The following is a 25434-nucleotide window of genomic DNA, read 5'->3' on the forward strand; positions in this document are numbered from 1 at the left end:
TGTGTAATCCAAAAATAAGTATTTTTGCCATAGAAAAATGGAAGAGAGAAAAATGAGTCTGGAACCAGTTACAATTACTCCTAAGGCGGTCGAAGAAGTCAAAAATATCATGTCTAACAAAGGCATTCCAGAAGGGTATGCTTTAAGGGTCGGTATCAAAGGAGGAGGTTGTGGAGCTATGGGCTATGTGTTAGGTTTTGACCAGCTCAAAGACTCAGATATTTCTTATGCTCATCAAGAGGTACCTATAATCATAGAAAAAAAACATGTGATGTATCTTATGGGACTTGAAGTTGACTTCATAGAAGACTCAGAAGAAAGAGGCTTTTGTTTTAATAGGGAGAACTAAAACTTATTCATCCATTTGAGCTAGCCATTCTTTGACAGTGGCTTCCGTTTTAGGCTTTTTCAATTTATTACTAGGTCTGCTCTCAGCGATAAATTTACCGATCTTCTTTATCGACTTAGATTTCACTACTAATTTCTGGTCCTGAAACATGTAATAAACGTCTTCCTTTATGTAAGTATCACTTCGACTACCCGTATCCATAATCAGATTATAGTTACTTGGCTTGAAGACAACTTCTTTGGCTACATATAAATCATACAATCCTTCATGGAGCACCTTAAAAAAAACATCGCCTTCTTCTAATGAAGGTTTGAGCGTTGATGCACGAATATAAATGTTTTCACCTTGCTCAAATTTCCATACCATTTCACCCGCAATGGCAATGCTTCCTATTTCAAACCGGTCGTCTCTGATATTATAGATTCCATAAATGTCTTGATGAACTAAACTGTCTTTTTGAATAATGGTCATAGGCGAAGCACTTTCAGTCAAGTAGTAAGACCCTTCGACTGGCATTTTTACAATTTTCTTTTCGTGAAGGATTCCAACTTCTTCATTGACTACGTTGTCATTTTGAGTTTGTGCTAAACCTGTTAATGTATCTATCAAACACATTAATATTAGAATAAAATACCTCATACATAAATTAGAAAAACAAAGGAGCTAAATCTATTTAGCTCCTTTGTACTATTTGAATTTCAATTTTTATTAATGCTCATCTTCTAAGAAACCTGTTCTACGTACTCCAGAAGCTCTGTAAACCGTAGGGTCATCATCTGGCTGAACAAACTCGAAGTGAATACTATCCGTAACCACCCCGCTAGTAGAAAGTCCTCCATCTTGAATGACTATGCCGTTAGTAACAGTTACATTAGCTGACCCACCTGATAATTCTGATGCCTCAGTAGCGGAAAAATTAAATCCATTAACAGTAACTTTGTACATGGTTCCCCATCCTTCGGTATCGTTAATCAGCATTTCGGCTTCAGAATTGTCAGCTGTATTCGAGGTGATCACTGTATAGTATCCCCAATGTGGATTAGTCCAAGATCCATCAGTCTCTTGATATTCATATTGAACATACCATTCACCTGATAATTCGGTAACAGCTGTATATTCGATTTCAGGATCGTCCAATTCACATGCTGTAATTATTCCCATTGAAATAACAATTACGAACAATTTATATACTTTATTTTTCATGATTTTCTATTTTAAAATACACTAAATATTAAGGCGTTTGAACTAATGTAACCACCCAAGTTCTACCAGATGCAAAATCTGAAATGGCATCGTAGGTTATTGTATTAGTACCTGCGTTCACATCAAAGTTCTGAATCGTTATGGTGTTTCCCCATGCGGGATACAAACCTTGAGTAGTGGTGAAATCATTAGAAGCCAAGTCATTGATGGTGACTGTTGCTCCACCAGCTCTGTACCCATCGCCATATCCAAAACCTTCACTATAAAATCCTCCGGAAGCATGAGACAATGTGTAAGTGTTTGTTCCTGTTTTAGAAATCCAAACTTCAATATCCGATGACGTACTTCCATCATTTCGAACAGTCGACGCTGTATATACGCCTTCCAAACCAACCGTCATATCCTCGTTTGGATTCATAGCATAGACAGTTCTTACTGCGCTACCAGGATAGCCATCGCTATTAATCGCTGTATACGTAAATGAATAAATATCCATTACCGCCACATCAGAATCAGAATAACCAGTATAAAGTCCTGATATACTAGTTGTATGTTCCAACATGGCTCCATCTTCTGTTGCGATCACTCCTGGATCAGTAAATGCTCCTGGTGTGGTATACTCCACTTCCTCTCCTTCAAACTCGAAGTTTGCAAAATATGTCGTTCTTGAAACGCCTTCCGTTTCTAGATCTCCCTCACACCCAGAAAGGGCGAAAATTAAAAGAAGAGATCCTATATATATTATATTTTTCATTTTTATACTTTTTAAGATTCCCATTCTATTATTGATCCCACCAAACAGCTGTGTGAATATCCTTTTGAGCTGGCGTATTAGGATTTCTACTCACTTCTCTATCAGGGAAAAGATATCTTCTTGGGTATCTTCCACCTGTAACTCCGTTTACTGGATAATTCAACTGACCAGAAACAAAAGAATTTGGATCTGTACTTTCAATTGGATAACCTGTTCTTAAATGATCAAACCATGCTTCTAAACCATTGACTCTAGCATTAGATGCCCACTTTTGCATCATGATAGCTTCAACATTTTGAGCTTCAGTTCCAGCTGGATACTCATATGCCCCACCAGTTCCAATAAAAGTTGCTGCCGACTCACCATACATATCAAAGGATGCTGTAATGGCAGCGTTGTATAAAGTTGTCGCATTCCCTGTACCATAACCTCTAGCTGCTGCCTCAGCTTGTAAAAACAAACTTTCAGACAATGTGAAGAAATAAACAGGATCAAGGGCAGTAACAGTTGCTCTGGAAACATTATCAGGATCCAAATCTGTTGTAGGAAGATTGAAGTCTCCTTGACGCATTCCAGTGATAGCTCCACCGTTTACAGGAACATCAAAAAGATGAACTAATCTAGGGTCCCCATTATTTGTCATGAAATCGACAAATGTTGTACTAGCCTTCAGGTTATTCTCTGTATTCAGCTGACGTCTATCTTGCTCATACAGTGGATTACTTGCATTCGCCTGATCAGCAAAATCGTCTACCGCTGCAGAAGCATCAAGAAAATCTACTCCAGCACTATACAAAGCGTTAATGCCACTTTCTGCAACCGATGGTCTTGCTTCAGTCTGTCTCATGTATATTTTCAATTTAAGCGTGTTAATAAATTGAATCCACATGTCCATATCTCCTCCAAATATCAAATCAGACGAACCAGGATTGGTAACTGTAATAGCATTCAAATCCTTGGCTAGTGCATTGTCCAATCTTACAATCAGAGAATCATAAATAGCTTGTCCATTTCGATACTCAGGAGAGAAATTTCCTTCATCACCTAACAAAGCATCATCAAAAGGAACTTCATCATACAAATCAGCTAAAATTTGAAAAGTGTAAGCTTCTAAGGCTGTCGCCATCACATAGTAGCTCCAATCCTCACTTTCAGTCGCTTTTGTTTTTACAAACTTCAAATCATTCAATGCACCAGCATACAATTCCTGGAACCTAGCCCCCTGAAATGTAGAGATGATATTAAAGCCATCAATTGATTTGTATTGGTTTGCCGCATTGTTTTGTGTGTAAAACTGAGACCAGAGATTGCCAGTAATGGCATAATCCCCCCCAATCACACTCACCACAGACAATGTTGCTGCTGGAAATATGAGTCCAGGCGTTGCATCTGTCGGGTTATTTGGATCAGTATTTACATCCAAATAATCTTCACAGGACACCATGAATAGCATGGCCATGGCAAGCCCTATATTTATAATATTTTTCATAATTATTTTCATTAAATATATGACCTAATTAAAATGTAGCCTTTAAGCTAAAACCTAAACTTCTAGTAGTTGGACCCACACCAAATTCTCCAAATTCGCCGAGTAAGTCATTACCAAAAGTAGTAGACTCAGGGTCTATCAGATTATTGCTATCAGGAGTAAACAATAGTAAGTTTCTACCTACTACATTTAGATCTAAACTAGAAAGCGGTGTCCTATCCAAGAATGCCTTTGGAAAAGAATAGCCCAATGAAACTTCTCTTAGTTTAAGGAAAGTCTTGCTGTGCATATGGTCTCTACTTCTGCTTTGGTTATCCGATTGATTATGGAAACTATTCACATTACTCATGTCAACAGCGGTTGTATTTTCAGAGTAAGTTCCATCGCCATTATCCACAACAGAGTTAGGCACAATCCAAGGACGTCTTTCATTGTACAACGTATTTGTAGCATTACCTACGAACATGGTCAAACGTTGAGTATATGAGTACATGATACCACCATGTCTGTAATCAAAATTCACATTCAACCGGAAATTTTTGTATTTGAATGAATTAGCTAACCCCATGGTGTAATCTGGATTTACATTTCCGTATTCCACTTTGTCGTCAGCAACTGTAGGAATACCTGCACCATTCACAATAATTTCTCCATCAGGAGTTGTAGCTTCTGTGTGTCCATAGATCACACCCATTGGTTTACCAGGCACAGCTCTCATTTCTATACCATAGGCAGAGTGTAATACCAAATATTCCAACCCATCAGTCAATGAGACCACTTCGTTTTTATTTTTGGTATAGTTATACGAGATATCCCAGGTAAAATTGGAAGTTTTGATTGGCGTCATAGTGACCATCAACTCTATCCCTTGATTGGTTACCTCCCCGATATTCTTAGTTTGCTGCGTATAGCCACTAGATACTGGTACATTTACTCTCAATATCTGATCAGTTGTAGATCGATTATAATAAGCTATATCTACTCCGAATCGATTATTGAAGAATTTCAAATCAGCGCCAATCTCGTATTCTGAAGTAATCTCTGGCTGTAAAGATGGGTTTCCAATAATATTTGAAACCTCAAATGCATTCACTCCATTGAATGGCAAATTAATACTACCAAATGGCAAGAGTACTTGACCCGGGATCAAGACAGATTCTACAGCGTAAGGCAATGCATCATTACCTGTTTGTCCCCAACTTGCTCTAACCTTACCAAATGACAAAATTCCATCTAAAACTGAAGTTGCTTCAGAGAATACAAAACTTGCGTTGACCCCAGGGTAAAAGAACGAATTGTTATTCTTTGGAAGTGTAGAAGACCAGTCGTTTCTTGCTACAGCAGTTAAAAACAACATGTCCTTATAAGAAGCCTCCAACTGACCATATACGCCAATCAATCTTCTCTTAGAATTAAAAGTTGTAGTTACAGGAGTAGCAGAACTGTTGCTAATATTATAGTAACCAGGAATATCCAATCCAGAAACTGTTTGAGTCTGGTTTCTAAGTTCTCTTTCGTTGTTGTTTAAGCCAACAAGTCCAGAAAGACTGAAATCATTAGTGATATTCTTGTATGCATTGACCATGAAAGTATGGTCAATTTCTTTTGCGAATCTGGTTTGATCCATTACCTGTCCCGGTATATCTGTTACCGTTCCATTAGGCGAACCAGGTGTGGTATTAGCTATAGCAATCCAATCTTTAATTTGAGAATTGGCTACATCGGCTCCTACCCTATAAGTTGCGTTTAACCAATCTGTAAATTTGTAGGTTAGCCCAACTTTTCCATAAACTCTATCTTCATTGAATGAATTTCCATTTTCGTTGATGGAATAATATGGATTTTGCGCATACTGAGTATAAAAATTATCCAAATTATAAAATGGATCATTATAATCTTTAAAGTCAACAATACTCATATCCCTAGGGACTTGAATTAATTCTTGAAAAGTGGTAGTACCTGCTCCACCTTGTCCAGTAGTAATTACACTTTGTTTCTTATTAGAGTAATTAATACTAGTGGTCGCACTTAACTTATCACCTTTTAAAGTTCCTCTGAGCGATATTGTGTTTCTGTCCAGCACATCAGCATCTCCAGGCACAATACCATCTTGCTTTACATTTCCGTAAGACAAGTAATAAGTTGCTAAATCATTACCTCCACTTAAGGAAACAGTATTGATATATGAAGTACCGGTCTCATAAAAATCCTTCAAATTATCTCTTGCTTCGAAACTCTTGATCTGCTGGCTATTATCTACCACATTACCCCACAATCTATCTTCTCCGTCTAATCTTGGTCCCCAACTTCCGTTTTCTTCAGAAGCATAGTGACCACTCCAACCTTGACCAAATTCATTTTGAAGCTGTGGCAATCTCAATGGGCGAGTGAATGTAGCGGAACTTGAAAATGCTACTCTAACTCCATCTTGAGACTTTCCTTTTTTGGTGGTAATTACAATTACACCATTGGCAGCTCTAGATCCATAAAGTGCTGTAGCTGACGCTCCTTTCAATATTGTCACAGACTCCACATCATCCGGATTGATATCATTGGCTCTATTACCAAAATCCTGATTTCTGTTTACATCTGTAGCAGAAGTTGTGGCATTGAAATTATTCGAACTATTGTTGATTGGCACACCATCTACAATATATAATGGGTTGTTTGACCCTCCAATAGAAGAATAACCTCTCAAAATCACTTTAGTAGACGCTCCAGGAGCACCAGATGCTGTTGTGATATTAACACCTGCTACCTTTCCCTGTAAAGAACTCATAACATCTGTGGTTCTACCTCGGGTTACCTCTTCTGAATTTACCTGAGAAGCAGAGTATCCTAAACTCCTAACATCTCTTTCAATTCCCTGTGCGGTAACAACAACCTCAGATAATTGTTGTGCGTCCGTTTCCATTGAAATGTCTATTACAGATCGATTACCAACTTCCACTTCCTGTGCTGACATACCTACGAACGAAAATACGAGTATGCCTCCTTCTGAAGGAACGCTCAATTTCCAATTACCGTCCAAATCCGAAGTAGTTCCGTTCGTGGTTCCCTTCAGGATGACCGTAACACCCGGTAAGGTAGATCCGTCATCTTTGGATGACACCTTTCCAGACACGGTACGATCTTGCGCCCACGACTCACCTATGAGTGCAGACAGCAACATGATACTTAGTAGTAGTTTTTTCATATTGTCTTAGTTTTAAATGATAAAATATGTTTAACGGGCCTATAAAAGCGTGTAACATTTTTACCCTTACAGGGCTAAGACAAAAAAATAGAAACGTTATTTCACGGACATTTCTATAAGAAAAGAGAATTATAGGGTGAAAACGGCAAACCCAAATTTATTATTCTTAATCACCAGATATTCCTAAGATTTTAAACTCAATCCTTCTATTTTTAGATTGATTCTCCAAATTATCGTTGGGGGCAATTGGATGGCCTTGCCCGTAGCCTTTGTATGAAATCTGCTCTTCACTGATCCTTTTGAATCGTAAAAAATCATACACAGACTTGGCTCTTTTGGTTGACAACTCCATGTTGTATTCGGCCGACCCCACATTATCAGTGTGACCAGATATTTCCACTTTCACACCAGGGTTTTGTTTAAGAAAATCATAAACTTCCTTTAGCTCTGACATAGATTTTCGCTGCAAAGAAAACTCATTGAAGTCAAAGAATATATTTCCTAAAACTGTAGTTTTCCCCACCTTAACAGGCTCTAAATTGATATCCAAAAGATTCGAATCAAAGCCATTAATATCATCGAATGAAAATGAAAAATCTTGGAATAAATAGCCAGGAGAGGAAATATAGAGTCCATACTGGTTAGACTCAGATAATACAACCGTATAGTCTCCGGTCTTCTTATCTGATAAAAGCTCAGAATAATATTTCTCATTATTCAATTTATACAACTTAATATTTGCCTGAAGTGGAGCACCCGACTCGGCATCTCTTACTGTCCCCTTTAGATAGGAACTCCGATTAGAAACACGAAAGCTATCTGGTAGATCGAAGCTGTATAATTTACTTTCAAAGTTGCCTCGATCTTTCTTTTCTATGGTGTAGTAACCCTTCTCTCCATCGGAGGAAATATAAAGCGACAATTGGTCATGCGCATCGTTCAAAGGGTAACCTAAATTCACCGGTTCAGACCAAATAGAATCAGTCCTTTCACTCATATAAATATCCAATCCACCTAGCCCAACTTTACCGTTTGAAGAGTAATAAATCGACTCACCGTTTGCATGAATAAAGGGCGATATTTCGTCTTTATTTGTGTTAATTTTTTTTCCAAGATTTACAGCCTCTTCCCACTTTCCTTTCTTGTTTTTAGAAGAAGACCAAATATCCTTTCGACCAAACCCTCCTTGCCTATTAGAAACAAAATATATCGTGCGTCCGTCAGCTGAGAGTGAAGCTTGAGCTTCCCATGCCGCAGAGTTGATCATATTACCCATATTCTCTGGGGTTGACCAGTTATCACCCTCCTTATACGAAACATATATATCACAACTTCCAAATCCCCTGCGTCCATCACAGGAAGTGAACACTAGCATTCGCCCATCTGCAGAAAGAGACGCCGCACCTTCATTGTAAGCGGAGTTAATATTTTCCGAAACCGACACAGGCACTGACCAGCTTCCGTCTTCCAATTTATTGCTGTAGAAGATATCCTCGTCATGCTGAACAGATAATCCCTCTCTACGAGTGAAGTAGATTTTTTTCTGATCCACAGAAAGCACAGGAAAATATTGTAGCGCGAATGTATTGGCGTGATCGGGCAAAATCTGAATATTGTATTCAAAAGGAGTTTCCATAGCAGACAAAGCAAATTGACAATTATCAACCATCACTTCTGCCTGCTTTCGCTTCTGGATCTCGGTGTCGTCTCGTGATAGATAATGTCCTAAGTAAGCCTTGGAGTCTTCATAATTAGCTTGTTTGAAGTAAATCTCACCAATCAGAAAATAAGCATAGATAGATTTAGGATAATCTGGATCAATCTCCAATGCCTTTTGAAGAGCCGCCAAGGTTTCATCATATCTACCTAAACGATAATTGGCACTACCCATAGCCAACCAAACCTCGATAAAATTAGGATCTTTATCCAAGGCATCTTGCAAAGGCTCAAAAGCTTCTCGAAACTGCGCTCTTTTCAGATACTGTCGAGCCTCTTCGTAATACTTCTCAGCCCTTTTGTCGGTGGTGTGATACTTCGTGTATTGGCCAAATACAGTAAAGCAAGTAAGGAAAAATAAGGTGGTAATGGCAATTCTCATAAGACTCGTTTTATGCAATAACGAAGATATTATGGAATATTGAGGTATTTGTGCGTTTGTAATGAAATATTCCATTGTGGATGCGCTTTGGCGTAGTCAATGATCTTTTCTGTCATTTGATCGGCTTTGCCCCATTCTGGTTGCAAATACAACATGCATTTTTCTTCTACTCTCGCTGCATGCTCCTCAGCAAATTTAAAGTCTGACTTATTGAAAACGATGGCTTTCAATTCATGCGCCTGACTATAAACAGATTCATGCGGTGCTTTGAACTTCTTTGGAGAAAAACAAACCCAATCCCATGTACCTGACATCGGATAAGCGCCTGAAGTCTCTATATGCAATCGATAGCCTTCTGATTTCAATCGGGAAGTCAATGCACTCAAATCATACATCAAAGGCTCTCCACCAGTGATAATCAAAGTTTTGCATGGATACTGACTGAGTTCTTTTATGATTTCGTCAATAGTGAAAAAAGGATGATCCTCCTCATTCCAGGATTCTTTCACATCGCACCAGACACAGCCCACATCACATCCGCCTAATCTCACGAATATGGCTGGTTTACCAGAATAAAAACCCTCCCCTTGGATGGAGTAAAAAATCTCCATAATGGGTAGCTTCTCTGATATTTTGGGAATGAAGGTCAAACTTACAGCAGGTTCTTCTTGGCAGCTTGTAGCGTATTAATCATCAAAGAAGCGATGGTCATCGGACCTACACCACCAGGTACAGGTGTGATGTGACTCGCAATTGCCTCCACCTCTTCGTAATCCACATCGCCAGACAATCTAAAACCTGATTTCTTTGATGCATCTTCTACTCGTGTGGTTCCCACGTCGATGACTACAGCGCCCTTTTGCACCATGTCTTTGGTGATCAACCCTGGCAACCCTACAGCTGAAATTAGTATATCCGCCTGTCTCGTGTGATTGGCCAAGTCTTTGGTGTACTTGTTGCAAAGTGAGACTGTAGCATTTCCTTCTTTTGAAAGCATTAGAGCCAAAGGCGCCCCAACCAAACGACTGGCACCTACAATCACACAATTTTTTCCTTCTGTTTCAATCTCGTATCGCTTCAACAGCTCCATGACACCAAAAGGCGTAGCTGGCATCAATTTCGGATGATCAGAGGTAATACTGCCAAAGTTTTCATTAACGAATCCATCCACATCTTTTTCAGCAGAAATACTTTCGGTCACTTTATCCACAGAGATATGCGCAGGCAGTGGCAACTGAACGATAAACCCATCAATATCATCGTCAGTATTCAGGTTATGCACATGCTTGAGCAGCTTCTCTTCAGAGATGCTCTCGGCAAACTGCATCAACGTATATTCAAATCCCACAGCAGCACAGGCTTTGATTTTCCCTCCTACATAAGTGTGGCTGGCACCGTCATCGCCCACAATAATAATAGCCAAATGAGGCGCTCGCTTGCCCTTAGCCTTGAGCTCGTCTACTTGTGCTTTGATTTCTGATTTGATATCTGCAGATATCTTTTTACCATCGATTATTGTAGCCATCTTTTCTTGTTTTCCTGTTTGCTTTGGGTCAATGAGGAATTTTGACTTTAATCCAATTTCAATACCGCCATAAATGCATCCTGCGGAATTTCTACATTTCCGACCTGACGCATACGCTTCTTACCTTTCTTCTGCTTTTCTAGCAATTTACGCTTACGCGAAATATCACCGCCATAACACTTGGCCAATACGTTTTTACGCATTGCCTTCACCGTTTCTCTTGCGATAATCTTATTTCCAATAGACGCCTGGATCGGAATCTCAAACATCTGTCTTGGAATCAATTCTTTTAGTTTTTCACACAGTCTCTTGCCCCATTCGTACGCCTTGTCTCTGTGGACAATAGCAGAAAGTGCATCAACTGGCTCGCCATTGAGCATGATATCTAGCTTCACCAATTTTGAAGGTCTCAAGCCCGTCAATTCGTAATCTAAAGAAGCATAACCTCTCGATATCGTCTTCAACTTGTCAAAGAAGTCAAATACAATCTCAGACAACGGAATATCAAAAGTCAGCTCTACACGCTCAGAAGTCAGATACACCTGATTCTGTATCGTTCCCCTTTTGTCCATACAAAGAGAAATAATTGGCCCCACAAAATCGGCCTTGCTAATAATCTGCGCTTTGATGTACGGCTCTTCAATGTCTTTGATTCTACTCGGGTCAGGCATTTCCGACGGTGCATTGATAAAAATCTCCGATCCGTCTGTCATCTGCGCTTTGAACTGCACCGATGGCACCGTGGTGATCACAGTCATATCAAACTCACGCTCTAAACGCTCCTGAATGATCTCCATGTGCAGCATACCGAGGAATCCACATCGGAATCCAAAACCTAAGGCGGCTGATGTCTCTGGTTCCCAGATCAACGAAGCATCGTTGAGCTGAAGTTTTTCCATAGATGCTCGAAGTTCTTCGTAGTCCGTAGTTTCTACAGGATAGATACCCGCAAATACCATCGGCTTCACGTCTTCGAAACCTTTGATCATCTCCTGAGTAGGGCGATCTACGTGAGTGATGGTATCCCCCACTTTTACTTCCTTCGCTACCTTGATTCCAGAAATGAGGTAGCCCACATTTCCGGCTGAAATTTCTTGCTGAGGCTTCTGCTGTAATCCGAGAATACCGATTTCGTCTGCATCATAAGTTTTGCCAGTCGCCACAAATTTTACTTTATCTCCCTTTTTGATCGAGCCATTGAAAACCCGAAAGATTACTTCGATTCCTCTAAATGAGTTGAAAACAGAATCGAAAATCATGGCCTGCAGCGGCTCTTCTTTTTTGCCTTTCGGTGCTGGAATACGGTTCACAATTCCGGCAAGGATATCATCAACCCCTATTCCTGTTTTTCCACTGGCGTGGATAATATCTTCTTTGTCGCACCCAATCAAATCTATGATTTGATCCGACACTTCCTCAGGCATAGCGCCTGGAAGGTCAATTTTGTTGAGCACTGGTATGATCTCCAAATCATGCTCTAGTGCCAAATACAAATTGGAAATAGTCTGTGCTTCGATACCTTGAGAAGCATCTACAATCAATAATGCCCCTTCGCAGGCAGCAATAGATCTAGAAACTTCGTAAGAAAAATCTACGTGACCTGGGGTGTCGATCAAGTTGAGGGTATAATCCTTACCCTCAAAGTGGTAGCCCATCTGAATGGCATGACTTTTAATCGTAATGCCACGCTCACGTTCCAAGTCCATGTCATCGAGCAATTGCTCTTGCATGTCTCGATCCGAAACCGTCCCGGTGTGCTGTAATAAACGATCCGCCAAGGTGCTCTTGCCGTGATCAATGTGTGCAATGATGCAGAAATTTCTTATGTTCTCCATTTTTTTCAAAAACGAATGCAAAAATAGATAAAGTTTAGTTCAGTTTTGCATTCTGATTCAAAGATGAACAGGTAGTTTTTCATTAATTAATAATAAGTCAGTTATGACCGAGCAATCCAACAATATTTCAGAGTATATCATCTCCATCTATCGCAAAGAAGATTTGATGAGAGCCTATCATTTTGATCTGGAAAAGTTTGGCAATCAGGTGATTAATTTCTTCCCCATCTCTGACAAAGAGAAACTGGCTGAGGTCAACCACTACGAAGAATTCATGCAAAAAATGAAGGATCAGGGGATCGAAGAAAAAGGTCATTTACAGGAAGTGAATGAGCTGGTCGCTACACTCAGCAAACTCCACGACCAACTTAAAGCTGATGACGAAAACTACTACGGTGTCTACCAAAAAGCCCTACCCTTCATCGAAAACAACATGAGCCACGCCAAGGGCGCGATCCGCGACGAGATCCAAATCTGCCTCAACGGCATCTACGGTTTCCTCCTCCTCAAAATCGCAGAAAGAAACATCGACCCGGAAGACCAAACCATGGTCGATCGTTTTGGGGACTTGCTTTCACTTCTTAGTTTTAAGTATGAGGAGATGAAAGGGGCGAATTAATTTCTGAAACTAATCACTTCTACCGTCATCACACGAGCCATTCGGGTGATCTGCTAGCGGTTAGCGCAAATGCAACGCTTCCTTCTGCACTAAGCAGACAGATAGCCCGGACTATCGCCGGGCTATGACATGGTTCTTTTCAACACCCTCAGAGTCACCTGAAAGGGACTCTGATTGATTATAATCAAATTGTCATTTCGCAAGGAATTCGACGACAGTCGGATGACTGGAGAAATCTCCTCAGAAGCTTGCAGCCTGCCATATACTAAGGAGATCCCTCCGCAAGCTACGGGATGACATTAACCAAGCAGAAATCAGACAGATAAGTAGTACTATCACCGGGCCATGACGTAGTTCTTTGTCATTTCGAACGATCCGACCGGAGGAAGGTGAAGAGAGAAATCTTATCGAAATCAATTCCGCAAATGATGACGTTAAGATTTCTCCTATCGTCGAAATGACAATTAGGGATGACTTTCAACTAATAATTGGAATTATTTCCCATCACTAATGGTTATTGGGATAGAAATTTTAAATTCAAGATTTTAAATTTCACCTGCCTACAAATAACCAATACAAACATGGATAAGACATACTACGATCCTAAGGATCTAAAGAAATTTGGCAATATCACAGAACTGCAACCGGAACTAGGTAAGAAATTCTTCGACTACTACGGCGACGTATTCAAAGAAGGTGCCTTGACGCAGAGAGAAAAGTCGCTGATCGCACTCGCTGTATCTCATGCCGTGCAATGTCCGTACTGCATAGATGCCTACACTTCAGATTCGCTGGAAAAGGGTGCTGACGAAACCCAGATGATGGAGGCCATTCATGTGGCAGCGGCCATCAAAAGCGGTGCTTTGCTGGTGCATGGCGTGCAGATGATGAATAAAATTGATGATTTGACGATGTGAAATGAATTAAAAAGCCTCAAAAACGCTCCGTCATTGCGAACACGGTGAAGCAATCTTATCAATAATACCGTAATCGAGATTAAGATCACTTCGTTTCACTCGTGATGACGGTCAATATGTCTTTTGAGACTTTGAACAGTAAATTAAATTAATGCTAAAAGAGCGAAAAATATCACTACAGGGGCAAGACCATCAGCTGAGTCATACAGACAAGCAAATTGCTATTCTTGAAGATTTGGAACAGGTCAGTTTTTCTCACCGATTAGAAGAATTAGGCAAATCGTCTTTTAAACCCACTAGCATTGACATATTCCAAGTGAACCTGGGAAAAATGTGCAACCAAGTTTGCAAACATTGCCATGTAGATGCTGGCCCAGATCGCAAAGAGATCATGACCCGCGAGACCATGCAGCTATGTCTTGATGCGCTGGACCAATCAGATATATCTACCATTGATTTGACTGGTGGTGCGCCCGAAATGAACCCCGACTTTCGCTGGTTTGTAGAGGAACTTTCGAGGCGCGGCAAGCACATCATCGTCCGCTGCAACCTCACCATCATTTTAGCCAGCAAAAAGTACAACGACCTGCCACTGTTCTTCAAAAAACACAAAGTTGAAGTTGTATCCTCATTGCCTCATTTCTCTGCTCGCCGTACAGACGCACAGCGAGGAGAAGGTGTCTTTGAAAAGTCTATCCAAGCATTAAAAATGCTAAATAATGTAGGGTATGGCTTGGCTGATTCAGATTTGAAATTGAATTTGGTATACAATCCATCCGGTGCGTTCTTACCAGCCGATCAAGCCGGTTTAGAAGCAGAATTTAAACGAAAGCTGAAGGATGGTTATGATATCGCATTCAACGAATTGTATGCGATTACCAATTTACCGATCTCAAGATTTTTGGATTATCTAGTGGCTTCAGAGAACTACGAAGACTACATGCAGAAGCTGATTGATGCCTTCAATCCTGCAGCCGTAGATGGCGTGATGTGTAGAAATACGATATCCATTGGCTGGGATGGTTATTTGTTTGATTGCGACTTCAACCAGATGCTGGATCTCAAATTAAATCACGGCGCTCCGAACCACATCAGAGATTTTAATGTTGACTTGCTAACTAAAAGAGAAATTATCTTGAACAATCATTGCTATGGCTGTACCGCTGGCGCAGGGTCTAGTTGTGGGGGAGTTACCACGTAGTGGTATTGCAGGTACATAATCAATTTGAAAATTTCACTGTTTGAACGAAGTGAGTTTTGAAATTTTCTAGCGTTTTTGCTTACTTTTTTGGCAATGCAAAAAGTAAGAGCCTGTCCGGCTTGAGGAGAAACATTTAAACACGTGAAAAGTATGGCTTTGACAACTATTTTATTATTCACTTTTATTTAATCATTATCCATTGAGTTATTTAGAAACCACCAAAGACGTATATAAAGCCGCAGCACTTACTCCAGACATAGGCCTTTGCTGCACCACCTCTCCTATCTGGCAACTACCAGGACTCAGCATGCCGAAGATCATGCAAAAGATGAACTATGGCTGTGGCACGACGGTCCACCCGAGGGACTTGGTCAACCATCCAAACATCTTGTATGTAGGTGTTGGTGGTGGTATGGAGTTATTACAATTTTCCTACTTCAGCAGAAAAAAAGGTGGTGTCCTAGGCGTGGACGTCGTAGATGAGATGCTGGAAGCCTCCAAACAAAACTTCAAGCAAGCCGAAGCGGAAAATGATTGGTTTAGCAGCGATTTTGTAGAGTTGAAAAAAGGAGACGCCTTGGATTTGCCAGTAGCGGATGAATCGATTGATGTAGCTGCACAAAACTGTTTGTTTAACATCTTCAAAGCCGACGAACTCAAAAAGGCACTTCAAGAAATGTATCGGGTTTTGAAGCCGCATGGTCGATTGGTGATGTCTGATCCAATCTGCGACCAATACATGCCAGAGCATTTAAAAGAAGATGAAAAACTCAGGGCACTTTGCCTGAGTGGCTCCATCCCCATGAAAGATTACATAAAAATGCTGACTGATGTAGGATTTGGTACAGTAGAAATCCGAGCCAAAAGACCCTATAGAATCCTGTCTCCTAACCACTACGACATTGATGAAAACATCATTATAGAAAGTCTCGAAGTTTGCGCCATCAAAGACCCCATGCCAGATGATGGCCCTTGTGTTTTTACTGGCAAGGCAGCCATTTACTATGGAAAAGAAGAATACTTGGATGATAAAAAAGGACACGTTTTGATACAAAATCAACCGCTAGCTGTGTGTGATAAGACGGCTGGAGCCTTAGCGAGTTTGGAAAGAGACGATATTCACATTACCGAATCCACCTATTTCTACGACGGTGGAGGTTGCTGTTAGCGTTGTTTATCATCAGTAGATGCCTTTTTGTTCTTAGGACTAGTCGCCCAACACACATCTTTTGTTAAATTTGGGGCTTAGTGTAAATTCAAATGGCAATAGATAAAAAAACTGTTCAAAAATTGGCTCACCTTTCCAGGCTCGAGCTTACCGAAAAAGAACAAGAGAAGATGGGTGAAGACCTGGGTGATATCCTCGATTGGGTGGAGAAACTAGAAGAAGTGGACACATCGAATGTTGAACCACTAGGCAACGTCAATGAAGAACCTATTCAATTGAGAGAAGACAAGGCCAATAACTATTTCTCTGGAGATGAGGCATTGAAAAACGCCCCTGAGAGTGATCAAGGCCATTTCATTGTACCTAAGGTACTCAAGTAATCTATGAACAAATTTGCTTTCTGGAATGAATGGGATTCCTCATTCAAACTCATTTTTAAAATACTGTTATCTGTATTTCTGATTTTTATCATCAGCTTTTTGGCGATAGAATGGGGAGGCTTAAGTCCATTTTATTATTGGAAGTTGACAGGTTATATAGAAAACTTATCCTTTCCTGTTTTTTCCAATCATTCTGAGTTTATAGAAAGCACAATCAACACTGACTTGCCCTTGATCTTCCAAAAAGTGTTTGGCGGATCAAAAATACTACCCTCAGCTTACACTTACGTCTATCTCGGTCTTCTTTACATCTGTTTGATAGGCTGTTTAACTATCTCCACTTACCTTGAAAAGTTCTGGTATTACATCGGTGTGGGACTTTGGATATTGCTAGTAGTACTCAGTGGTATAGGCAACGTCGGCTTCTTTGACATTTACAATCAGACAGCGATCATTATAGTATTGCTACTGTTCGTTCCGGCCTCCTATTATTTCAATGCGATCAATGAAAACATTGGAATGGGATTGAGGTTTTTGACATTCACGGGATTAATGGCTTTGGTGTTTTGTTTGATACATTTTAGCAGTACTTATGAAACTCCTTTACTATTTCTTGCACGGTTTTCCTATTTGCCTGCGATATTGATTTGTGTGGCTTTTATCCTAATCATTGGGCACGAAATTATATTCGCCATACTCTCTCTGACTACACCGTATGCAAAATCTGCCTCCAACAACACCACTCATTTCCTCATTTTAAGCACGGCTTATTTACTCAATCTTATTGTGCTCTATTTATACAGAGTACATTATTTGGATTGGGACATATACTACCTCAATGAGTTTGTGTTGATCGCTTGCTCTTCGGTATTAGGGATTTGGGGTATCAAGTCACGAGAAAACCTATATGCTCGATTTTTACCGCATTATCCATACACGGCATTTCTATACCTTGGATTAGGGCTTGTGACGTTCATCACGATGGCCTATCAATCTTTTCATGGCAATGACGCTTTTATAGAATCCATGCGAAACATTATTCTATATAGCCACATTGGATTTGGACTGATGTTTTTCCTGTACATCATTTTCAATTTCATTACCCAGTTGCAACAAAATCTGCCCGTTCACCAGTTTGCCTATGTGGAGGATAATTTCCCCTATATCTCATCGAGAATTGCGGGCCTAATTGTTGTGGCTGCGCTTTTCTTCCGCTCGCACTTTTCCAGTTTGTATCTGGGAATGGCAGGGTATTACAATGGTCTGGGCGACTTGAATTTGTCGTTAGAAAATGAGTCTGTTGCCAAATACTATTATCAAGAAAGTGTATCTAAAAACACCTACAACCATCATGGTAATTACCAGCTTGCTCAACAAGAAAACGAACCACTCAAACGATTGAGTTATCTCAAAAATTCAATAAAAAGCAATCCTACCAGCTTTGCCTATGCATCGCTTGGCAAAGAGTTTGAAAACAGCAGTCGATTTTTTGATGCACTGTTCACCTATCAAGATGGATTAAAAGAATTTCCCAATAACTGGGCATTACAAAATAATCTTGCGCTGCTGTACAACAAAACCAATGTCATAGACTCAGCCCTTTATTATTTGGAAAACAGTACACCTGGATCATGGAAACAAGCTGTCATTGATGCTAATCAGAAAGCCGTGGCCAGCATGCATGGATGGGAAGTCAAAACTGACAATAACCAAAACTTAGAAAGGTTTGATTTGCAGAGTAATACATTGGCGCATCAATTGATTAGCCATGACACAACGAACCTCTACTTCATTACCCAACCGCCTTCGATAGCGCTTAATTTATTTACATACAGCTACTTGAAAAATCTTGGGCTTTATTGTTATCAAAATAAGCTCCCGGAATTTTTGCAACTCATAGACCCATTTCTGGATGCCCCTGACAATGCCGCATTCAGAAAGGAATTGACTATTGTTAAAGCGCTGAACCTTTACCAGAATGGTCAAATAGCCCAAGCGATTGAAATTATATATCAACTCAAGGAGGTTTATGAGGACGAGTCCGGAAAATGGAATGCACTTCTGGGTAAATGGTGCTTAGAACTGGATGCACCGCTATTGGCTTCAAAATATTTGGAAGCCGCCCGTGAATCCTACTACCCTAACGTTTCAGCAGATTTGGCGCATGCCTATCAAAAGCTAGAAAACCCGTCTTTGGCACTATTCCTTTTAAGTAAAGAAAGCATCGCCAACGATTCCATAAATTCAGTGCAAGCTTCTCAATGGAGCAGTCTTTTTGAGGCGATGCAACAAAATAGCGTCCAATGGAGAAGCTATTCATTCGATAAGGAGCAACGAATGCTGGCTCAAGCAGAAGCCGCAGGAGCCGACCAAAGATTGTTATTTGAACACCTTGGACTCGACAACCCATTCTTTGAAGAAGGCGTGCTAGCTGCGGCTAAATACTTTAAGGAAACAGATGAAGAAATGGCTTATCAGATCTTGAGAGAAGCTATTACTGTCAATAAGTATTCGGAAGTATTGATAAAGACATATATCGATCATTGTTTGGCCACCGGACTGATTGATTTCGCTGAAGACACCTTAATCAAACTAATTGATATTTTGCCTGAAGAAGATTTCCAGGTTTATGAACTTGCCTTCGAAGCCAAAAAAGAAAAAGCCCAAACCCAATTAGACCACGATTGGTAACAACCAAAACAACATACCCATGAAACGACCCCAAAAACGACTCATCGGCCCTTTCAAAGAAATCATCACTATGACAGAAGCTTCTCAGAAAGGAGCACTCGCTGAAGACGCCCTTGGATTGATAAAAAAAGGTGGGGTTTTAATAGAAAATGGTCAAATACTCGAAGTTGGAGACTACAAAAGTCTTAAAAATAAAGCTGACCAAACTGAATTAATCAAAGGTGACCACATTTTAATGGCTGGATTGATTGATAGTCATACCCATATTTGTTTTGGCGGTTCCAGAGCGGGCGACTACGCTCAGCGCGTAGCAGGCAAAACCTATCAGGAGATTCTAAAAAATGGAGGAGGCATTCATGATTCAGTAAATAAGACCAGAGCCGCTTCCGAATCAGAGTTGACTGACCTAGTCAAAATGAGAGCTAAAAGGCATTTAGAAGAAGGGGTAACTACTATTGAAGTAAAAAGTGGCTATGGACTCTCCGTAGACGAAGAACTAAAAATGCTGCAAGCGATTCAGTCGGCTAATACACTGGTTCCAGCAGATCTGATCTCTACTTGTCTGGCGGCTCATGTTTGCCCTAAAGAATTCGACAACCACGAAGCTTATCTGAATCACATAGTTGAAAACCTCTTCCCAATACTGAAAGAAAAAGACCTGACCAATCGAATTGATATCTTCACTGAAGATGGTGCTTTCGACACTAATCTATCTGCCAAGTATTTAACGCAAGCCAAAGAAGCGGGTTTTGAAATCACCGTCCATGCAGATCAGTTTACTTCTGGTGGTACGCAAGTAGCTGTAAAAGCTGGCGCAGTCAGTGCTGACCACCTAGAAGCCACCTCAGATGAGGATGTAAAACTATTGGCCAATTCAGAAACAGTGGCCACCGTATTGCCCGGTGCGTCCCTTGGACTAGGCATGCACTACTCCCCGGCACGCAAGCTGTTGGATGCCGGTTGTTGTTTGGCGATTGCCACCGACTGGAACCCAGGATCAGCTCCGATGGGCGATTTATTAATCCAAACGGCATTGATGGGAGCCGCCGAGAAACTATCGATTCCAGAGTGCATAGCTGGCATCACTTTTAGAGCTGCCAAGGCATTGAACCTATCAGATAGAGGAAGAATTAAAACCGGTCAAATCGCTGACTTGATATCATTTCCTGTCAACGACCACAGAGAGATATTCTACCAACAAGGTAAGATTAAGCCAGATGGCGTTTGGAAAAATGGCACTAGAGTAGTGTGATCTACTTATACAGCTTTTCTCCTGCTTCAATAGCCACTTTTAAATAATTTTCTACTGGCGGCAAAGGGCAAGAATACTTCGCATTGTATTCACAATATGGATTGTAAGCCAAATTGAAATCTAAAGTGATCTTATCTGCCTGATCTGAGAAGTTGAGGTTGATGTATCGACCGCCGCCATAGGTGGTGTCGTCATTAGTCAAATCAGCAAAACCTAAAAATAGGCCATCATTATCTTCACCTTTCAGCACCAACAATCGCAGAGGTTCCTGATCCAGCTCAAAATTTAAAAAAGCGTGCTTATTATATATCCTTGGTACACCATCAGAAGTTCCTAAAGTCAACTGACCGCCTTTTTCTATTCTTTCAATTTCAGCAATGACTTTAAATGAAACGTTGGGGGGATAATAATTCAACCGAATTGTAGAGTCCGCTCCTGCAAAAGGAGAATCCTCTGACTCATTCATAAACTCATGCGTTTCATTACGATCGTTGGTGATAAACTCCTCATAGGATAAAGATTTTTGTTTTGGCTCACATGCCACCAAAACCAGCATACATACTGCCAAAAAATAGGTTTTGTTTCTCATCACATCATAGATTCATCCGTGAAGCTAAAATAGCCGTCATCAGTGAAAATAATATGATCAAGAACAGGAATATCTAATGTTTGACCGGCAGCTTTAATTTTTTTCGTCAACTGGACATCCTGATTACTGGGTTGCAAGTTTCCTGATGGGTGATTATGAGCTAAGATCACACCTGAGGCCAGTACTTCCAGGGCCTTTTTAAATACAAGCTTGGCATCCACAACAGTTCCTGACACACCACCGGCGCTAATCATTTCAGGTTTAATAATTTGATTAGCCCTATTTAGATAGAGCACCCAAAACTGCTCATGATCTAAGTCCATCAAATGAGGTTTGAGGTAATGATAAGCATCAGAAGACGAACTTACTTTGGGCTTTTTGACCACCTCAGTTTCTTTCCTCCTCCGCCCCAATTCCAGGGCACTGATGATCGCAATCGCTTTGGCTTCGCCAATGCCATTAAATTTCTTCAAGTCAGCTAAAGAAAGCTTAGCCAATTCATTCAAATCATTACCTGTGGCTGCTAATATGGTTTTGGCCAGGTCGACTGCTGAGATTTTCGGAGTACCTGAACCTATCAATATGGCAATCAATTCAGCTTCTGAAAGCGATGCTTTGCCTTTTATAATTAATTTTTCTCTAGGCCTGTCTTCTTCCGCCCATTGTTTGATGGACAGACTTTCTGAACTATACATAGAGATTCTGTTTGTGCTAAATCGAAAGTAAGTAAAAGCAACTGAAACGAGAAGGGCTTAAACAAAAAAAGCTCCCTTGAAAAAGGGAGCGATCTATATCTTAATAAGAGACTCTGGCTTATAGAGAAGCTACTAACTTAGTCAGTTTTGACTTTTGGTTAGCTGCTTTGTTCTTGTGGATGATGTTGTTTTTAGCCAACTTATCGATCATCCCAACTACTTTTTTCAATAGTTCTTCAGCCTCAGCCTTGTTCGTAGAATCCTTCAATCTCTTGATGAAAGTTCTAGTTGTTTTGTGCTGATACCTGTTTCTTAGCCTTTTAGCCTCGTTTGATCTGATTCTCTTTAAAGCCGATTTATGATTCGCCATTCTCTAAAATGTTATATTCTTTTTTTCGGACTGCAAATTTAGAGCTATTATGTATAAATACAAATACAATCTATTAAATAAATTAAGAAAGCTTTTGAATGGCATATAAGCCAGTTTTACTGTAAATATGCTGCTAAATTGTTAATCATATCTGTACAAGAACCAATGAGCTTGAGTCGTTTGTTTTTTTTATTCCTTATTTCGCTGGCTACGCCATTCACACTCGTATCTCAACAGCAAAAAAGTGACACACTGAATTACATCTCTCCTACCCAACTCAATCTGGATTCAGCTCAACTCTATGCTGGCATAGATTCAATCATCACCCAAGCACTTGACTCCAATGCATTTCCAGGATGTCAAATTCTTCTGGCCAAAGAAGGTCATATCTTTTATTACGAATCATTTGGCTATCACACTTACGACAGCATCCAAAAGGTAAGAAACACAGACTTATACGATCTAGCCTCTATTACCAAAATCACAGCTACCACATTGGCTTTGATGAAACTATATGAAGAAGGTAAGCTGGAGTTAGACCAGACCCTGGGGTTCTATTTCCCCTATTTAGCTAAATCTAACAAGGCTGACCTGACTATTCGAAAAGTCCTCGCCCATCAGTCCAGACTCAAAAACTGGATTCCTTATTATTCGGAATCTCAACGAAGAAATGGCAAGTACAAAAGAAAAACTATTGCTGCAGACTCTTCTGCAGCGTTCCCTTATCGCATCCCGGGCTCCGACCTTTTCCTATACAAAGACTTCAAAGAAGATAGAATTTACAAGATGATCAGAAAATCTGATCTGTACGATAAGGAAGATTATGTCTATTCGGGGTTAGCCTTTTATCTATTTCCAGAATTGATCGAGAGACTTTCGGGTATTTCATTCGAACAGTATCTAGTCGACAATTTTTACAAACCCATAGGCGCAAAAAGTCTAGGATTTGACCCCTTGAAAAGATATGATTTAAACGAAATTGTTCCTTCCGAAGTGGATACTTTCTTTCGTATGAACAAACTTCATGGTGTGGTGCACGATGAAGGTGCTGCTGTCATGCTAGGCGTATCCGGCAATGCAGGACTCTTTAGCAATGCCTATGATTTGGCCAAAGTCTACCAAATGCTACTCAATGGTGGGATCTATGGTAATAGGCAGTATTTAAAACCAGAAACGATATTCGAGTTCACCAGATGCCAATATTGCGAAAAGGATAATCGCAGAGGATTGGGTTTTGATAAACCTCTGATAGAGTATGACAGCATCAAAACCAGTGTCGCCAAGCTCGCTAGCCCGAATAGTTATGGCCATTCTGGCTACACAGGCACATTAGTCTGGGCTGATCCAGACAATCAACTTTTGTTCATTTTTCTAGCCAACAGAGTGTACCCTTCTAGAACCAACAGAAAAATCTATCAATTAAATATTAGACCTAGAATACACGATTTGGTATATGGTTTGTTAGTTGAAGAAAACGAATGAAATGCAATAGGTTGCAATTCATAATTAAGCACATCAAATTTACGGTCTGAATTATCCAGCTGTATGAATATAAAAAACGCGCTATTTCTTTTTTTCTTTGTTATCAGTTTTAACTCATTCTGTCAAATAGAAATATTCTCCGAGCAAATTTCTCTTGATTCGATCATTAATAGCACTTCTGACGAACCCAATGTAGTATTAAGCCCAGATGGACAGACTCTTTATTTCACGAGAAAGAACCACCCACACAATGCCGGAGGCAGCAAAGATCAGGGAGACATCTGGATGAGCGAAAAAAATGAAAATGGAGCATGGACCCAAGCTTATAACCTCAAAGAAATTAATGACGAGCGAAGCAATCACATCATTGGATTTCTAGACTCTGGTAGAACATTGCTTCTTAGCAATGACAATAAATTAGCAGTTACCTATTTCAACAATGGCCAATGGACCACTCCCAAACCGTTCAACATCCCGTATTTGAACTCTAAATCCAAAGAGCTCACGGCTAGTGTTTCAGCTGATGGCAAACATATACTCTTCGGCATGGAATCCTTTGGCAATTATGGGGTTGAAGACCTATATCTTTCGCGTATGAAGCCAGACGGCTCTTGGACAAGTCCGAAGAATCTAGGCGCTGCGATAAACACACAAAATCAAGAAATCACTCCCTTTCTTGCAGCAGACAATAAAACACTTTTCTTTTCTTCGAATGGCCATGAAGGTGAGGGTAGTTTTGACATATTTATGTCTACCAGGCTCGATGATACTTGGCAAAAATGGAGCAAACCAGTAAACCTAGGGCCTAAAATCAACACCAAAGGCCGAGAAAGATCATTCACTTTTCTTTTAGACGATGAATACGCTTATTTGTCCAGTACACAAAACAGCGATGGTTACGGCGATATTAAGAAAGTGAAAATTGCTCCGGAGATTTCTCCAATTGAAATTATAGAAGATACTGTTCAAGTGATCGACATAGTAGAAGAAGAGAAAATCATTGCGATTAGCGGGATAGTCAAAGACAAAAAGACAAATGAGACAATTATAGGCGCTGAGGTATACGTAACTACAGAACCTCTAAACAAAGAATTCAAAACTTTAACTAATTCTCAAGGAGCATTTAATCTGACCGTAGATGAGGGAAATAACTATATCGTAAAAGTGAAAGCCTTTCGGTACCTATCGGCTGAAGCTGTGGTGACGGATGCCTCGTTACTAAACAACGAGCAGTTAACTTTTAGTCTTGAACCTATCATAGAAGGCAACACAGTAACATTAGACCATGTATTGTTTGAGCAAGGCAAGGCTGTTTTAATTCAAGGATCCGAAAAAGAGCTCGACCTGGTAGTCGAGATGATGAAATACAATCCTGACGTTTCTATTTTCTTATCAGGCCACACCGACAATCAAGGTAAAGCCTCTTTGAACATAGCTCTTAGTGAAGACCGAGTGCAAACGGTAATGAAATACTTAGTGGCTCAGGGAGTGAACAAAAGGAGAATTTCAGGGAAGGGTTTTGGAGGCACAAAGCCTATTGCGAGCAATGCCAGCGCGGAGACACGGAAACTAAATCGAAGAGTGGAATTTACCGTCCATAAAATCAAGAAATAAAAAAAGC

General features: G+C 40.3%; 22 protein-coding genes. 10 read left to right on the forward strand and 12 right to left on the reverse strand.

Annotated elements, in window-relative coordinates; translation table 11 throughout:
• Window positions 1-37: 37 nt before the first annotated feature.
• A complete protein-coding gene (locus R8N23_RS16665; protein ID WP_318172747.1) occupies window positions 38-349 on the forward strand; it encodes an iron-sulfur cluster assembly accessory protein in 312 nt (103 codons plus the stop codon).
• Window positions 350-352: 3 nt separating this feature from the next.
• On the opposite strand, the gene R8N23_RS16670 is transcribed toward R8N23_RS16665, so the two are convergent.
• The 9 genes from R8N23_RS16670 to lepA all read right to left on the reverse strand — a co-directional run bounded on the left by R8N23_RS16670 (window position 353) and on the right by lepA (window position 12449).
• Window positions 353-958: a hypothetical protein gene (locus R8N23_RS16670; protein WP_318172748.1), complete on the reverse strand. Its 606-nt coding sequence runs from the start codon at window positions 956-958 to the stop codon at window positions 353-355.
• Window positions 959-1057: 99 nt separating this feature from the next.
• Window positions 1058-1552: a lipid-binding protein gene (locus R8N23_RS16675; protein ID WP_318172749.1), complete on the reverse strand. Its 495-nt coding sequence runs from the start codon at window positions 1550-1552 to the stop codon at window positions 1058-1060.
• Window positions 1553-1580: 28 nt separating this feature from the next.
• Window positions 1581-2306 carry a hypothetical protein gene (locus tag R8N23_RS16680; protein WP_318172750.1) on the reverse strand — a complete coding sequence of 242 codons (726 nt, stop codon included), beginning with the start codon at window positions 2304-2306 and terminating at the stop codon, window positions 1581-1583.
• A gap of 28 nt (window positions 2307-2334) precedes the next feature.
• A complete protein-coding gene (locus R8N23_RS16685; protein ID WP_318172751.1) occupies window positions 2335-3795 on the reverse strand; it encodes a SusD/RagB family nutrient-binding outer membrane lipoprotein in 1461 nt (486 codons plus the stop codon).
• A 28-nt stretch (window positions 3796-3823) separates the two neighbouring features.
• On the reverse strand, window positions 3824-6991 hold the full coding sequence (locus tag R8N23_RS16690; RefSeq protein WP_318172752.1) for a SusC/RagA family TonB-linked outer membrane protein: 3168 nt from the start codon (window positions 6989-6991) through the stop codon (window positions 3824-3826).
• Between the two features lie 166 nt (window positions 6992-7157).
• Entirely contained in the window at window positions 7158-9089 is a 1932-nt protein-coding gene (locus R8N23_RS16695) for an OmpA family protein (RefSeq protein ID WP_318172753.1), read from the reverse strand.
• A gap of 29 nt (window positions 9090-9118) precedes the next feature.
• On the reverse strand, window positions 9119-9700 hold the full coding sequence (locus R8N23_RS16700; protein WP_318172754.1) for a 7-carboxy-7-deazaguanine synthase QueE: 582 nt from the start codon (window positions 9698-9700) through the stop codon (window positions 9119-9121).
• Window positions 9701-9741: 41 nt separating this feature from the next.
• On the reverse strand, window positions 9742-10614 hold the full coding sequence (locus R8N23_RS16705; RefSeq protein ID WP_318172755.1) for a bifunctional 5,10-methylenetetrahydrofolate dehydrogenase/5,10-methenyltetrahydrofolate cyclohydrolase: 873 nt from the start codon (window positions 10612-10614) through the stop codon (window positions 9742-9744).
• Between the two features lie 47 nt (window positions 10615-10661).
• On the reverse strand, window positions 10662-12449 hold the full coding sequence (lepA, locus tag R8N23_RS16710) for a translation elongation factor 4 (protein ID WP_318172756.1): 1788 nt from the start codon (window positions 12447-12449) through the stop codon (window positions 10662-10664).
• A 103-nt stretch (window positions 12450-12552) separates the two neighbouring features.
• Between lepA and R8N23_RS16715 the strand changes: the two genes are divergently transcribed.
• From R8N23_RS16715 to hutI, 7 genes are all read left to right on the forward strand, one after another.
• Window positions 12553-13068, forward strand: coding sequence for a DUF4924 family protein (locus tag R8N23_RS16715; RefSeq protein ID WP_318172757.1), 516 nt, complete (start codon window positions 12553-12555; stop codon window positions 13066-13068).
• Between the two features lie 581 nt (window positions 13069-13649).
• A complete protein-coding gene (locus R8N23_RS16720; RefSeq protein WP_318172758.1) occupies window positions 13650-13985 on the forward strand; it encodes an arsenosugar biosynthesis-associated peroxidase-like protein in 336 nt (111 codons plus the stop codon).
• 151 nt (window positions 13986-14136) lie between these two features.
• Window positions 14137-15186: an arsenosugar biosynthesis radical SAM (seleno)protein ArsS gene (arsS, locus tag R8N23_RS16725; protein WP_318172759.1), complete on the forward strand. Its 1050-nt coding sequence runs from the start codon at window positions 14137-14139 to the stop codon at window positions 15184-15186.
• Window positions 15187-15385: 199 nt separating this feature from the next.
• A complete protein-coding gene (gene arsM, locus R8N23_RS16730) occupies window positions 15386-16354 on the forward strand; it encodes an arsenosugar biosynthesis arsenite methyltransferase ArsM (protein WP_318172760.1) in 969 nt (322 codons plus the stop codon).
• A 92-nt stretch (window positions 16355-16446) separates the two neighbouring features.
• Window positions 16447-16734, forward strand: a complete 288-nt coding sequence (gene gatC / locus R8N23_RS16735; RefSeq protein ID WP_318172761.1) for an Asp-tRNA(Asn)/Glu-tRNA(Gln) amidotransferase subunit GatC — start codon at window positions 16447-16449, stop codon at window positions 16732-16734.
• Window positions 16735-16737: 3 nt separating this feature from the next.
• Window positions 16738-19425 carry a hypothetical protein gene (locus R8N23_RS16740; protein WP_318172762.1) on the forward strand — a complete coding sequence of 896 codons (2688 nt, stop codon included), beginning with the start codon at window positions 16738-16740 and terminating at the stop codon, window positions 19423-19425.
• A 19-nt stretch (window positions 19426-19444) separates the two neighbouring features.
• Window positions 19445-20677 (forward strand): imidazolonepropionase, encoded by a 1233-nt coding sequence (gene hutI / locus R8N23_RS16745; RefSeq protein WP_318172763.1) that lies wholly within the window; start codon window positions 19445-19447, stop codon window positions 20675-20677.
• A gap of 1 nt (window position 20678) precedes the next feature.
• Here hutI and R8N23_RS16750 read toward each other — a convergent pair whose 3' ends face one another.
• The 3 genes from R8N23_RS16750 to rpsT all read right to left on the reverse strand — a co-directional run bounded on the left by R8N23_RS16750 (window position 20679) and on the right by rpsT (window position 22331).
• Complete coding sequence (locus R8N23_RS16750) at window positions 20679-21266, reverse strand: DUF1684 domain-containing protein (RefSeq protein ID WP_318172764.1); 588 nt, start codon at window positions 21264-21266, stop codon at window positions 20679-20681.
• Window positions 21266-21961 (reverse strand): RadC family protein, encoded by a 696-nt coding sequence (gene radC / locus R8N23_RS16755; RefSeq protein ID WP_318172765.1) that lies wholly within the window; start codon window positions 21959-21961, stop codon window positions 21266-21268. Before radC ends, R8N23_RS16750 begins: the two co-directional genes overlap by 1 nt.
• A 118-nt stretch (window positions 21962-22079) precedes the next feature.
• Entirely contained in the window at window positions 22080-22331 is a 252-nt protein-coding gene (gene rpsT, locus R8N23_RS16760) for a 30S ribosomal protein S20 (protein WP_318172766.1), read from the reverse strand.
• Between the two features lie 171 nt (window positions 22332-22502).
• On the opposite strand from rpsT, the gene R8N23_RS16765 reads away from it, so the two are divergent.
• Both R8N23_RS16765 and R8N23_RS16770 read left to right on the forward strand, forming a co-directional pair.
• The gene (locus tag R8N23_RS16765) at window positions 22503-23813 is read left to right on the forward strand and encodes a serine hydrolase domain-containing protein (protein WP_318172767.1); all 1311 of its coding nucleotides are present in this window, start codon (window positions 22503-22505) and stop codon (window positions 23811-23813) included.
• Between the two features lie 63 nt (window positions 23814-23876).
• The gene (locus R8N23_RS16770) at window positions 23877-25427 is read left to right on the forward strand and encodes an OmpA family protein (protein WP_318172768.1); all 1551 of its coding nucleotides are present in this window, start codon (window positions 23877-23879) and stop codon (window positions 25425-25427) included.
• The last annotated feature ends 7 nt before the right edge of the window (window positions 25428-25434 follow it).

Source organism: Reichenbachiella sp. (assembly GCF_033344935.1).
GTDB lineage: Bacteria > Bacteroidota > Bacteroidia > Cytophagales > Cyclobacteriaceae > Reichenbachiella.